Source organism: Pseudomonas sp. FW300-N2F2, from assembly GCF_017351655.1.
Taxonomy (GTDB): Bacteria; Pseudomonadota; Gammaproteobacteria; order Pseudomonadales; family Pseudomonadaceae; genus Aquipseudomonas; species Aquipseudomonas fluorescens_AA.
In genome coordinates this window covers 1313384-1325892 of record NZ_JACNDQ010000003.1, presented here as the reverse complement: position 1 = coordinate 1325892, position 12509 = coordinate 1313384, and the positions used below count along the sequence as shown (strand labels likewise).

General features: G+C 62.4%; 12 protein-coding genes. 10 read left to right on the top strand and 2 right to left on the bottom strand.

What is annotated here, in order from left to right:
* Positions 1-37 precede the first annotated feature (37 nt).
* The 3 genes from J4E63_RS26615 (at position 38) to J4E63_RS26605 (ending at position 2576) form a co-directional block, all read left to right on the top strand.
* On the top strand, positions 38-628 hold the full coding sequence (locus J4E63_RS26615) for a biliverdin-producing heme oxygenase (protein ID WP_207283793.1): 591 nt from the start codon (positions 38-40) through the stop codon (positions 626-628).
* 120 nt (positions 629-748) lie between these two features.
* Entirely contained in the window at positions 749-1195 is a 447-nt protein-coding gene (locus J4E63_RS26610; RefSeq protein WP_207283792.1) for a YbaN family protein, read from the top strand.
* A gap of 34 nt (positions 1196-1229) precedes the next feature.
* Positions 1230-2576: a CoA transferase gene (locus J4E63_RS26605; RefSeq protein WP_207283791.1), complete on the top strand. Its 1347-nt coding sequence runs from the start codon at positions 1230-1232 to the stop codon at positions 2574-2576.
* A gap of 118 nt (positions 2577-2694) precedes the next feature.
* Here the strand turns inward: J4E63_RS26605 and arcD (J4E63_RS26600) are convergent, their stop codons facing one another.
* The gene (arcD, locus tag J4E63_RS26600) at positions 2695-4122 is read right to left on the bottom strand and encodes an arginine-ornithine antiporter (RefSeq protein ID WP_207283790.1); all 1428 of its coding nucleotides are present in this window, start codon (positions 4120-4122) and stop codon (positions 2695-2697) included.
* Between the two features lie 391 nt (positions 4123-4513).
* Between arcD (J4E63_RS26600) and arcD (J4E63_RS26595) the strand changes: the two genes are divergently transcribed.
* The 6 genes from arcD (J4E63_RS26595) (at position 4514) to J4E63_RS26570 (ending at position 10223) form a co-directional block, all read left to right on the top strand.
* On the top strand, positions 4514-5941 hold the full coding sequence (arcD, locus tag J4E63_RS26595; RefSeq protein ID WP_207283789.1) for an arginine-ornithine antiporter: 1428 nt from the start codon (positions 4514-4516) through the stop codon (positions 5939-5941).
* A 31-nt stretch (positions 5942-5972) separates the two neighbouring features.
* Positions 5973-7229: an arginine deiminase gene (arcA, locus tag J4E63_RS26590; protein WP_060738884.1), complete on the top strand. Its 1257-nt coding sequence runs from the start codon at positions 5973-5975 to the stop codon at positions 7227-7229.
* Between the two features lie 71 nt (positions 7230-7300).
* The gene (locus tag J4E63_RS26585) at positions 7301-8311 is read left to right on the top strand and encodes an ornithine carbamoyltransferase (protein ID WP_092166001.1); all 1011 of its coding nucleotides are present in this window, start codon (positions 7301-7303) and stop codon (positions 8309-8311) included.
* Positions 8312-8459: 148 nt separating this feature from the next.
* The gene (gene arcC, locus J4E63_RS26580) at positions 8460-9389 is read left to right on the top strand and encodes a carbamate kinase (protein WP_207283788.1); all 930 of its coding nucleotides are present in this window, start codon (positions 8460-8462) and stop codon (positions 9387-9389) included.
* Positions 9390-9452: 63 nt separating this feature from the next.
* Entirely contained in the window at positions 9453-9812 is a 360-nt protein-coding gene (locus J4E63_RS26575; RefSeq protein ID WP_207283787.1) for a DUF5064 family protein, read from the top strand.
* Positions 9813-10046: 234 nt separating this feature from the next.
* A complete protein-coding gene (locus J4E63_RS26570; RefSeq protein WP_162843733.1) occupies positions 10047-10223 on the top strand; it encodes a hypothetical protein in 177 nt (58 codons plus the stop codon).
* 7 nt (positions 10224-10230) lie between these two features.
* Here J4E63_RS26570 and J4E63_RS26565 read toward each other — a convergent pair whose 3' ends face one another.
* Positions 10231-11124 (bottom strand): helix-turn-helix domain-containing protein, encoded by an 894-nt coding sequence (locus J4E63_RS26565; protein WP_092203951.1) that lies wholly within the window; start codon positions 11122-11124, stop codon positions 10231-10233.
* Between the two features lie 175 nt (positions 11125-11299).
* On the opposite strand from J4E63_RS26565, the gene pobA reads away from it, so the two are divergent.
* Positions 11300-12490, top strand: a complete 1191-nt coding sequence (pobA, locus tag J4E63_RS26560) for a 4-hydroxybenzoate 3-monooxygenase (RefSeq protein WP_207283786.1) — start codon at positions 11300-11302, stop codon at positions 12488-12490.
* The last annotated feature ends 19 nt before the right edge of the window (positions 12491-12509 follow it).

The window sequence follows — 12509 nt, the reverse complement described above, 5'->3', positions numbered from 1 at the left end:
CCCTCGCCACAATGTGCTCATTCAAAGGATTTTTTTCATGAATACCCTGCGTCCCGCTTCACGTTCCCAACGCCTGAACCAGATCACCCACGAGCCTCACAGCAAGCTCGACGCCCTGGTCAAGGCCCACGCCCCGTTCGAAACCCCGGCCAGCTTCGCCCGTTTCGTCGTCGCCCAGTACCTGTTCCAGTCGGAACTGGTGGCGCTGTACAACGACGCCGAGCTGTCCGCCCTGATTCCCGACCTGCCGGCCCGTTGCCGGGCCGACGCAGCCAAGGCGGATCTCGCCGACCTGGACACCGAAGTCCCCGCGCCGGTGGCCGGTGCGGTGAACAAACCGACCCAGGCCGAAGCCCTGGGCTGGTTGTTCGTCTCCGAAGGTTCCAAGCTCGGCGCCGCGTTCCTGATCAAGCGTGCCGTGGGCCTGGGGCTGAGCGAAACCTTCGGCGCCCGGCACCTGGCGGAGCCTGCCGGCGGGCGCGCCGAAGGCTGGAAAACCTTCACCCGCACCCTCGACGGCCTGGCCTTCACCGAACAGCAGGAAGCTGAAGCTGATAAAGGCGCGCTGGACGCCTTCAACCGCTTTACCGTGCTGCTGGAACAAGCTTATGCGGCCGAGCCGGCTTGATCTGTGGGAGCGAGCTTGCTCGCGATGGCGGATGGTCAGCCACCTTATTGGTAGCCTGATACACCGCTATCGCGAGCAAGCTCGCTCCCACAAGGTAAAGTGCATGTCGGATAGAAGTACATGAGCCGCACGCCCTCCAAACTCACCCAACTGCTCTTCGCCCTGCTCGCCTACACCAGCCTGGCCATCGGCCTGGTCGCCCTCGTCGTGCCCGGCCTGCCGACCACCGAGTTCATCCTGCTGGCCGCCTGGGCCGCGACCCGCAGTTCGCCGCGCCTGAGCGCCTGGCTGGAGAACCATCGGTTGTTCGGACCGATGCTGCACAACTGGCGCAACGGCAAGGTCATCCCGCGCCGGGCCAAGGTGGGTGCCACCGTCAGCATGCTGCTGTGTGCCGGGCTGATGCTGGTGATGCTCGAGCACGGCTGGCCGGTTTACCTGGCGCTCGCGGGCATGGGCCTGGGCAACCTGTGGATCTGGTCGCGGCCGGAACCTATCCATGGCCATTCCCGTGGCGAGGGAGCTTGCTCCCGCTGGGCCGCAAAGCGGCCCCCAACGGATTTTTGATCTATGATCGCCCTCTCGTACTGGAGGGCTTTCGATGTCAGATCTGCTCACGTCCATGCAAACCGCACTCGGCTTGCCCACGACCCCAATCACCTTCAGCGGCGAAGGCTCCCTGCCCTCGGCGTTCACCGTCACGGAATTGGCCAGCGCCAGCATCGCCGTGGCGGGCCAGGCGACCGCCGCGCTCATCCATCTGCACACCGGCCGCCTTCCGCCCGTCGAGGTCGACCGGCGCCTGGCGTCGTTCTGGTTCGCCACTTCCCTGCGCCCCATCGGCTGGAGCGTGCCGCCAATGTGGGACCCGGTGGCCGGTGACTACGCCTGCGCCGACGGCTGGATTCGCCTGCACACCAACGCACCGCATCATCGCCTGGCCGCGGAAAAAGTCCTCGGCACCTGCACCGACCGCGCCGACATGGCGGCGAGGGTAGCCCGTTGGAACAAGGCCGAGCTGGAACAGGCCGTGGTCGACGCCGGCGGTTGCGCCGCCGAGATGCGCTCCTGGCAATCCTGGCAGGCCCATCCCCAAGGCATGGCGGTGAATGCCGAACCGCTGGTGCATCTGAGTGAAACGACTGCAGAACAGCGCAAGCCCTGGCTCGGCTCCGTGACCCGGCCACTGGCGGGCCTCAAGGTGTTGGACTTGACCCGCGTGCTGGCCGGCCCCGTCGCCAGCCGCTTCCTCGCTGGCCTGGGGGCCGACGTGCTGCGCATCGACCCGCCGACCTGGAACGAACCCGGCGTGGTCCCGGAAGTCACCCTGGGCAAACGCTGCGCCCGCCTCGACTTGCATCGGCCCGACGACCGCGCAGCGTTCGAGGCACTGCTCAAGAACACCGACATCCTTCTGCACGGCTACCGTGCCGACGCTCTCGAACGCCTGGGCTATGGCGCCGAACAGCGTCGACAACTGGCCCCGGGGCTGATCGACGTCAGCCTCAACGCCTACGGCTGGAGCGGCCCGTGGCAGAACCGGCGCGGCTTCGACAGCCTGGTGCAGATGAGCAGCGGCATTGCCGAAGCCGGCATGGGTTGGAAACACACCGACAAACCGACACCGCTGCCGGTGCAGGCGCTGGACCATGGCACCGGCTATCTGCTGGCGGCCAGCGCCCTGGTGTTGTTAACCCGGCGCCTGGAGAGGGGGCACGGCGGCTCGGCTCGCTTGTCCCTGGCGCGCACGGCGAAGCTGTTGATCGAGCGTGGCCCAGGGGACCCGACCCCATTGCGCGCCGAGGACGATAATGATCAGGGCCTGGTGGTCGAACAAACGCCATGGGGGCCAGCCCACCGCTTGCAGGTGCCATTGAAAATCACCGGGACGCCCCTGCAATGGACCTTGCCGGCGGCAGAACTGGGCGCCCATCGCCCGCAGTGGTGAAGAAGGCCTGTGGCGAGGGAGCTTGCTCCCGCTCGGGCGCGTAGCAGCCCTGTTTTTTTGGGGGCTGCTGAGCAGCCCAGCGGGAGCAAGCTCCCTCGCCACGGGAACCGCACGAGCCTTACAACACCAGCACGCCAACGTACAACCCATAAGCCGCCACCCCCGCCCCCGCCATCACGCAGGCAAAGACGCCTTTTTCCACATGGGTGAACAAGGGTTGGCGCTGCTCGCGCTTGGCCTGGGCAAACAGGATCACCCCCGGCGCATACAACAGCGCCGACAGCAGCAGGTACTTCACGCCGCCGGCATACAGCAACCACACCGCATAGCACAGCGCAACGCCACCGATGCACAGGTCCTTCATGCGCCGGGCCGAGGCCTGCCCATAGGTTTCGCCCCGTGCGCAAAGCAACACCGCATAGGCTGCCGACCACAGGTACGGCACCAGGATCATCGATGACGCGAGGTAGATCAGGCTGGTATAGGTGCCTGCGGAAAACAGGGTAATCAGCAAAAACAACTGGATCATGCCATTGGTCAGCCACAACGCGTTGACCGGCGCACGGTTGGCGTTTTCCTTGGTCAGGAACGCCGGCATGGTCTTGTCCCTGGCGGTGGCATAGAGAATTTCGGCGCACAACAGCGCCCAGGACAATAGCGCGCCCAACAACGACACCGCCAGGCCGAGGCTGATCAACAACGCGCCCCAAGGCCCGACGATATGCTCCAGGACACCGGCCAGGGAGGGGTTCTGCAGTTGCGCCAGTACAGGCTGGGTCATGATCCCCAGGGACAACACGTTCACCAGCACCAGCAGCGCCAGGACCCCGAGGAAGCCGATCACCGTCGCCCGTCCGACATCCGCACGTTTTTCCGCCCGTGCCGAATAGACACTGGCGCCTTCGATGCCAATGAACACGAACACCGTGACCAGCATCATGTGGCGCACCTGGTCCATCACGCTGCCCAGGTCCGGGTTCATCTCGCCCCAGATGTCCCGGGTGAACACCTCGACCTTGAACGCCACCGCAGCGATGACAATGAACATCACCAATGGCACCACTTTGGCGATGGTGGTCACCAGGTTGATGAACGCCGCCTCCTTGATGCCGCGCAGCACCAGGAAATGCACCGCCCACAGCAGCAACGATGCACAGGCGATGGCCACCGGCGTGTTGCCTTGGCCGAACACCGGGAAAAAATACCCCAGGGTGCTGAACAGCAATACGAAGTAGCCGACGTTGCCCATCCAGGCACTGATCCAGTAGCCCCACGCGGAAGAGAAGCCCATGTAGTCGCCGAAACCGGCCTTGGCGTAGGCATAGACACCCGAGTCCAGTTCGGGCTTGCGATTGGCCAGGGTCTGAAAGACAAAGGCGAGGGTCAGCATGCCGACAGCGGTAATGGCCCAACCGATCAGCACCGCTCCGACGTCGGCCCGGGCCGCCATGTTCTGCGGCAGGGAAAATATCCCGCCACCGATCATCGATCCCACCACCAGCGCCACCAGCGCACCGAGTCGTAACTTTTCAATCGGCTGCGGCATCTTTCTCGCTCATTAAGTAAATAATGCGACATAACGTTTTTGAATAACGTCACGCGCGCAAAGTCCGAGGAATTATTAATCCGACCATTGTCCAGGACAGCAATAAGAAAGACCACGCCAGACGATTATTTCTGTCATGAAAACAACCTACAAAATAGTTGCGATCCAGTAAAAATCAACTAGCGTGAATAATCCTACGGGATGAAACCCGCCTCGCCACACCTTGCCGAAGCCTCTAAAACGGGACTTCTGGCAACTTATGGACGTGAAGGAAAGCACTCAACTCCTTCATTAACAATGGAATGTTGTCATGCACTGATCCAGATCAGGTATTCAACTTTCAAATCGACTTATTCTGTCGACTCTCTTCTCCTGCATTGGAGTCTCGCAAATGTCTGATACCCCCGGAAAACTTCGACTGGGTGCGCTAGTTGCACTGGTTGTCGGCTCCATGATCGGCGGCGGGATATTTTCCCTGCCACAAAACATGGCCGCCAGCGCCGACGTCGGTGCGGTGCTGATTGGCTGGGCCATTACCGCTGTCGGCATGCTGACCCTCGCTTTTGTCTTTCAGACCCTCGCCAATCGCAAGCCCGACCTGGATGGCGGCGTGTATGCCTACGCCAAGGCCGGGTTCGGCGACTACATGGGTTTCTCGTCGGCCTGGGGCTACTGGATCAGCGCCTGGCTGGGCAACGTCGGCTACTTCGTGTTGTTGTTCAGCACCCTGGGCTACTTCTTCCCGATCTTTGGTGAAGGCAACACCGTTGCCGCGGTGATCGGCGCCTCGGTATTGCTGTGGGCGGTGCATTTCCTGGTGCTGCGCGGCATCAAGGAAGCGGCGTTCATCAACCTGGTGACCACCATCGCCAAGGTCGTGCCGTTGCTGCTGTTCGTGTTGATCGCAGTGTTCGCCTTCAGGCTCGACATCTTCACCGCCGACATCTGGGGCGTGAAAAACCCGGACCTGGGCAGCGTGATGAACCAGGTGCGCAAGATGATGCTGGTCACCGTGTGGGTGTTCATCGGCATCGAGGGCGCCAGCATCTTCTCGGCACGGGCCGAGAAACGCTCCGACGTGGGCAAGGCCACGGTCATCGGCTTCATCACCGTGCTGCTGTTCCTGGTGCTGGTCAACGTGCTGTCACTGGGCATCATGACCCAACCTGAACTGGCCAAGCTGCAGAACCCGTCCATGGCCGCCGTGCTGGAGCATGTCGTGGGCCACTGGGGCGCGGTACTGATCAGCGTCGGCCTGATCATCTCGCTGCTTGGCGCCCTGCTGTCCTGGGTGCTGCTGTGCGCCGAGATCATGTTCGCCGCCGCCAAAGATCACACCATGCCCGAGTTCATGCGCCGGGAGAATGCCAACCACGTACCGGCCAACGCCCTGTGGCTGACCAACGCGATGGTCCAGCTGTTTTTGATCATCACCCTGTTCTCGGCCAGCACTTACCTGTCACTGATCTACCTCGCCACCTCGATGATCCTGGTGCCGTACCTGTGGTCGGCGGCCTACGCCGTGCTGCTGGCGGTGCGCGGCGAGACCTACGAAGGCTTCGCGGCCGAGCGGCGCAAGGATCTGATCATCGGCGCCATCGCCCTGATCTACGCGGTGTGGCTGCTGTATGCCGGCGGGATCAAGTACCTGCTGCTCTCCGCCCTGCTCTATGCCCCCGGCGCGATTCTGTTCGCCAAGGCCAAGCACGAGTTGGGCAAACCGGTTTTCACCTCTGTCGAGAAGCTGATTTTCGCCGCAGTGATCGCAGGCGCCCTGGTGGCCGCCTATGGGCTCTACGACGGCTTCCTGACCTTGTAGCTGGCTGATTGTTTTAACGGGAGGATTTGTAATGACCACGGAAAAAGTGAAGTACGGCGTTCATTCCGAAGCCGGTAAATTACGTAAAGTCATGGTGTGTTCCCCAGGCCTGGCCCATCAACGCTTGACCCCGAACAACTGCGACGAGCTGCTGTTCGACGACGTGATCTGGGTCAACCAGGCCAAGCGCGACCATTTCGATTTCGTCACCAAGATGCGCGAGCGTGGCATCGACGTGCTGGAAATGCACAACCTGCTGACCGACATCGTCGCCATCCCCGAAGCCCTGGACTGGATCCTGCAGCGCAAGATCACCGCCAACTCGGTGGGCCTGGGCCTGGTGAATGAAGTCGGCTCCTGGTTGCGCAGCCTGGAGCCACGCCATATCGCCGAGTTCCTGATTGGCGGCGTCTCGGCCGACGACCTGCCGGACAGCTTCGGTGGCAAGACCATCCAGATGTTCCGCGACTTCCTCGGGCACTCCAGCTTCATCCTGCCGCCGCTGCCCAATACCCAGTTCACCCGCGACACCACCTGCTGGATCTACGGCGGCGTGACCCTGAACCCGATGTACTGGCCGGCGCGGCGCCAGGAAACCCTGCTCGCCAGCGCCATCTATAAATTCCACCCCGAGTTTACCCAGGCTGACTTCCAGATCTGGTACGGCGACCCGGACCAGGAGCATGGCAACGCCACCCTCGAAGGCGGCGACGTGATGCCCATTGGCAACGGCGTAGTGTTGATTGGCATGGGCGAGCGCTCGTCCCGCCAGGCCATCGGCCAACTGGCACTGAACCTGTTCAAGCACAAGGCCGTGGAGCGGGTCATCGTCGCCGGCTTGCCAAAGTCCCGCGCCGCCATGCACCTGGACACCGTCTTCAGTTTCTGCGACCGCGACCTGGTCACGGTTTTCCCGGAAGTGGTGAGCCAGATCGTCGCCTTCTCCCTGCGCCCTGACGAGAGCAAGCCCGGCGGCATCGATGTGCGCCGCGAAGAAGGCAGCTTCCTCGACACCGTGGCCGCTGCCCTCAAGCTGCCGGCCTTGCGCGTGGTGGAAACCGGCGGCAACAGCTTCGCCGCCGAGCGTGAACAATGGGACGACGGCAACAACGTGGTGGCCGTGGAGCCGGGCGTGGTGATCGGCTACGACCGCAACACCTACACCAATACCCTGCTGCGCAAGGCCGGGGTGGAAGTCATCACCATCAGCGCCAGCGAGCTGGGCCGCGGCCGCGGCGGTGGCCACTGCATGACCTGCCCGATCATCCGCGACCCGATCGACTACTGACCTTTGAGCCTGGGCCGGTATCGATCCGATATCCGCCCAGGGGATAACCGAAACCCAAGGAGATCCATATCATGGCTTTCAACATGCGCAACCGCAGCCTGCTGAGCTTGATGCACCACACCAACCGCGAGCTGCACTACCTGCTGGACCTGTCCCGCGACCTCAAGCGCGCCAAGTACACCGGCACAGAACAACCGCACCTCAAGGGCAAGAACATCGCGCTGATCTTCGAGAAAACCTCGACCCGCACCCGCTGCGCCTTCGAAGTCGCAGCCCATGACCAGGGCGCCCACGTCACCTACATCGACCCGGTGTCGTCGCAGATCGGCCACAAGGAAAGCATGAAAGACACCGCCCGGGTCCTGGGGCGGATGTTCGACGCCATCGAGTACCGGGGCTTCGAACAGGAGATCGTCGAGGAGCTGGCCAAGTTCGCCGGCGTGCCGGTGTTCAACGGCCTGACCGCCGAATTCCACCCCACCCAAATGATCGCCGACACCCTGACCATGCGCGAGCACAGCGACAAGCCGTTGCATGACATCAGCTACGCCTACCTGGGCGACGCGCGCTACAACATGGGCAATTCGCTGCTGATGATCGGCGCCAAACTGGGCATGGACGTGCGCATCGGCGCACCGAAAGCCCTGTGGCCGCACCAGGACTTCATCGACCAGTGCCAGGCCTTCGCCGCCGAGAGCGGCGGGCGCATCACCATCACCGAGGATCCGAAAGAAGCGGTCAAGGGCGTGGACTTCATCCACACCGATATCTGGGTGTCCATGGGCGAACCGGTGGAAGCCTGGGATGAACGCATCGAGCAGTTGCTGCCTTACCAGGTCAACGCGCAAATGATGAAAGCCTCGGGCAACCCACGGGTGAAATTCATGCATTGCCTGCCGGCGTTCCACAACAGCGAAACCAAGGTCGGCAAGGACATCGCCGCCCGCTATCCGAACCTGGCCAATGGCGTGGAAGTGACCGAGGAGGTGTTCGAGTCCCCGGCCAACATCGCCTTCGAACAGGCGGAGAATCGCATGCACACCATCAAGGCGATCCTGGTGTCGGCGCTGGCGGATATCTGAAACCAACGCAGTTCCCTTGTGGGAGCGAGCTTGCTCGCGATGGCGCAGGAACAGGCAACATTGATGTCGACTGACACACCGCTATCGCGAGCAAGCTCGCCCCCACAAGGGACCGCGTTGTTCGTCCATTTTTTAGAAGGACAACACCATGCGCATCGTCGTTGCCCTGGGCGGTAACGCCCTCCTGCGTCGGGGTGAACCCCTGACCGCTGCCAACCAACGCAGCAACATCCGCACCGCGACCGAACAGATCGCCAAGATCCACCCCGGCAACCAACTGGTCATCGCCCACGGCAACGGCCCGCAGGTCGGCCTGCTGTCGTTGCAGGCGGCGGCCTACACCGCGGTCACGCCGTATCCGCTGGACGTGCTCGGCGCCGAAACCGAAGGCATGATCGGCTACATCATCGAACAGGAACTGGGCAATCTGCTGGACTTCGAAGTCCCCTTCGCCACGCTGCTGACCCAGGTCGAAGTGGATGGCAACGACCCGGCCTTCCAGAACCCTACCAAACCCATCGGCCCGGTCTACAGCAAAGCGGACGCGGAACGACTCGCTGCCGAGAAAGGCTGGGCCATCGCCCCGGACGGCGACAAGTTCCGCCGTGTGGTCGCCAGCCCACGGCCCAAGCGCATCTTTGAGATCCGCCCGATCAAATGGCTGCTGGAAAAAGGCAGCATCGTGATCTGCGCCGGCGGTGGCGGCATTCCGACGATGTACGACACCGACGGCAAGCTGCAAGGCGTGGAAGCGGTGATCGACAAGGACCTGTGCTCGGCGCTGCTGGCCGAACAGCTGGAAAGCGATCTGCTGGTGATCGCCACCGACGTCAACGCCGCGTTCATCGACTTCGGCAAGCCGACCCAGAAAGCCATCGTCCAGGCCCACCCCGACGAAATGGAAAAGCTCGGCTTCGCCGCCGGCTCCATGGGGCCGAAGGTGCAGGCGGCCTGCGAGTTCGCGCGCAACACGGGCAAGGTCGCGGTGATCGGGTCGCTGTCGGACATCGATGCTATCGTCCAGGGCCAGGCCGGCACTCGCATCAGCACGGCCACAGCGGGCATCACTTATCGATAACAGGAAACTTGCAGGGTGGATCCGGGGTCTGCCCTACACCCATGCCTTCGAGGAGAGTCGTTTATGGCCATGTTCGAACCCGGTCACCTGCACATGGAACGCCATGCGCTGACCAAGGAAGATTTCAACTACAACCTGTGCATCGACTACGAGGTTGCGCAGGACCCCAAGGAAGGCAGCGGCATGTCGTTCCGGGTGCATGGCACGGTGGAGGACAAGTCTCTGGACGAGACCTTCTTCCTGGCCAAGGACCAGGCCTTCGACTTCGCCCGCCACGCCACGCGCATCGCCCAGAAATACGGCCTGCCCAAGACCGCCAGCATCGGCTCGATGCACAAGTACTACGACGAAATGTTCGAAGACGTGCGCAAGCAACTGGACGTCAAGCCGGGCGATCCGATGAAGCCGGAACACCTGGCATAACCCGGCTAAAAGACCACCCCAATCCCCTGTGGGAGCGAGCTTGCTCGCGATAGCGGTAGATCAGCCAACACACATAGTGACTGACCCACCCTCATCGCGAGCAAGCTCGCTCCCACAAGGGCTATCAGTGTTCTGAACAGTGGGTTAAACACACTCACTGTCTGGCTGGCAACCCGCCACGGCTGACCTATGCTGAAAGTAGTACCCCCGGGTATTCGTTCAGAGGTCACCGCCATGAACATCAAAACAAGAAGACGCCTCGCCATTTTCGTCACCTGCGCCGCCACGCTTGCGCTGTATGGCACTGCGGCCTACCGGGTCGAGCAGGCCAGGCAACTGCCCCGTGAATACGCCAGCTGCAACTTCGAACGCTGCATCCCCCACAGCGCAACCCTGAACGCCCTGCGCTGAGGCGTGGTCAGTCGTCCTGTTGATCGGTCTTGAGCCGGTCCCGGAACGCCTTGGGCGAGATGCCGACGCGCCGGCGGAACAGCCGGGTGAAGTTGGTCGGGTCGGAAAAACCGAGCAGTTCGGAAATCTCGTAGATGGTCATGCCGGTGTAGGTCAGCAGGCGCTTGGCTTCCAACAACTGGCGCTCGTGCATGATCTGCAACGCCGGTTGCCCCGCCAGTTCCCGGCAGGTGCCGTTGAGGTGCGACACGGAAATGCCCAGGCGATGGGCCAGGTCTTCGACCTTGACGTGCTCGCGATAGGTTTCTTCCACCAACTGAATGAACCCGTTGAGGTATTCCCGGGCCCGTTGCGGGCGCTGGGCCTGGGTGTGTCGCTGCATCACCTGGCGGCTGACCCAGACCATGATCACGCTGACCAGTGCATGCATCAGCATTTCCCGCGCCGGCTGATGCCCCATGTATTCATTCTGCAGGGCGCTGAACAGGCTGTTGAGGTACTCGGCATTCTCGAGGGCGGGGTAGCTTTCGGCCTGGGCCAGCACATTGACCGAATGCCCCAGTTGCGCTTGCAGGTGCGTGACCAGCGGCGCCGCCAGGGTCACCACGTAACCTTCCACATCCTCGGAAAAACGAAAGCCATGGACCGACAGCGGCGGCAGGATCTGCACGGCCGGCTCGGTGAGCTGCGTGCGCCGGCCTTCGATTTCCAGTTCCGCCTGGCCCTTGAAGACAAACAACAACTGACACAGATCGGCGTGCCGATGGGGTTTGATTTCCCAGTGATGCTCGCGGCTGCGCTTGGAGATGGTTTCGCAGTGCAGCAGGTCCGGGGTCGGCCATTCCTGGCTCTCACCGTAGAGCTTGAACACCGGGATCGAAGGCAGGTCAGGTTTTTTCATAACGTGGATCCGGGCCTGGGGTTGCGGGCGATAATCGCACCAATTGGCAGAAAGTACAGGTATCGGCTCAGTTTTCCCCTTCAACTGACAGGTCCGCAAGCGAAAAATGTAGGCACTCGATTTCTAATAATCAACACCGACCCTGGTCGCGTGCTTCGTGCGAGTCATAAGAACAATGAAAACCCTCAAGACCCAAGTCGCTATTATCGGCGCCGGCCCCTCTGGCCTGCTGCTCGGCCAGTTGCTGCACAACGCCGGCATCGACACTGTCATCCTCGAACGCCAGACCCCGGACTATGTACTGGGCCGCATCCGCGCCGGGGTGCTGGAGCAAGGCATGGTCGAACTGCTGCGCCAGGCTGGCGTCGGCCAACGCATGGACGCCGAAGGCCTGCCCCATGACGGCTTTGAACTGGTGCTCAACGATCGGCGGGTGCACATCGACCTCAAGGGCCTGACTGGCGGTAAAAACGTCATGGTCTACGGCCAGACCGAAGTGACCCGTGACCTGATGGCCGCCCGCGAAGCCGCCGGCGCCCGCACGTTGTACCTGGCCAGCAACGCCCAGCCCCACGACATGCAAACCGAGCACCCTTTCGTGACCTTCGAGCATGAAGGGCAAACCTTGCGCCTGGACTGCGACTACATTGCCGGTTGCGACGGTTTCCACGGTGTGGCGCGACAGTCCATTCCGGCGGAAAAACTCAAGGTCTTCGAGCGCGTCTACCCGTTTGGCTGGCTCGGCGTGCTGGCCGATACCCCGCCGGTTCACGAAGAGTTGGTCTACGCTCGGCACGCCCGCGGTTTTGCCCTGTGCAGCATGCGCTCCAAGACCCGCACCCGTTACTACCTGCAAGTCCCCGCCGAGGAGCAAGTGGCCGACTGGCCGGACGAGCGTTTCTGGCATGAACTGAAAAACCGCCTGCCCACCGACCTGGCCGAAGCCTTGGTGACCGGCCCGTCCATCGAGAAAAGCATCGCGCCGCTGCGCAGCTTCGTGGTCGAGCCGATGCAGTACGGGCGGATGTTCCTGGTGGGCGACGCGGCGCACATCGTCCCACCGACCGGGGCCAAGGGGCTGAACCTGGCCGCCAGCGATGTCAGCACGTTGTTCAACATCCTGCTCAAGGTCTATCGCGACGGCCGTGTGGACTTGCTGGAGCGATATTCGGCCATCTGCCTGCGGCGCGTCTGGAAAGCCGAACGGTTCTCGTGGTGGATGACTTCGATGCTGCACCGCTTCGACGACGATGCCTTCAACCAGCGCATCAGCGAAGCCGAGCTCGAATACTTCCTCGACTCCGAGGCCGGCCGAAAAACCATTGCGGAAAATTACGTCGGACTTCCTTACGAGGCTATCGAATAGCCGCCTACCGACTTAAACT

Coding starts and splice junctions, on each gene's coding strand:
- J4E63_RS26615 (WP_207283793.1), top strand. CDS start 38: ATGAATACCCTGCGTCCCGCTTCACGTTCCCAACGCCTGAACCAGATC.
- J4E63_RS26610 (WP_207283792.1), top strand. CDS start 749: ATGAGCCGCACGCCCTCCAAACTCACCCAACTGCTCTTCGCCCTGCTC.
- J4E63_RS26605 (WP_207283791.1), top strand. CDS start 1,230: ATGTCAGATCTGCTCACGTCCATGCAAACCGCACTCGGCTTGCCCACG.
- arcD (WP_207283790.1), bottom strand. CDS start 4,122: ATGCCGCAGCCGATTGAAAAGTTACGACTCGGTGCGCTGGTGGCGCTG.
- arcD (WP_207283789.1), top strand. CDS start 4,514: ATGTCTGATACCCCCGGAAAACTTCGACTGGGTGCGCTAGTTGCACTG.
- arcA (WP_060738884.1), top strand. CDS start 5,973: ATGACCACGGAAAAAGTGAAGTACGGCGTTCATTCCGAAGCCGGTAAA.
- J4E63_RS26585 (WP_092166001.1), top strand. CDS start 7,301: ATGGCTTTCAACATGCGCAACCGCAGCCTGCTGAGCTTGATGCACCAC.
- arcC (WP_207283788.1), top strand. CDS start 8,460: ATGCGCATCGTCGTTGCCCTGGGCGGTAACGCCCTCCTGCGTCGGGGT.
- J4E63_RS26575 (WP_207283787.1), top strand. CDS start 9,453: ATGGCCATGTTCGAACCCGGTCACCTGCACATGGAACGCCATGCGCTG.
- J4E63_RS26570 (WP_162843733.1), top strand. CDS start 10,047: ATGAACATCAAAACAAGAAGACGCCTCGCCATTTTCGTCACCTGCGCC.
- J4E63_RS26565 (WP_092203951.1), bottom strand. CDS start 11,124: ATGAAAAAACCTGACCTGCCTTCGATCCCGGTGTTCAAGCTCTACGGT.
- pobA (WP_207283786.1), top strand. CDS start 11,300: ATGAAAACCCTCAAGACCCAAGTCGCTATTATCGGCGCCGGCCCCTCT.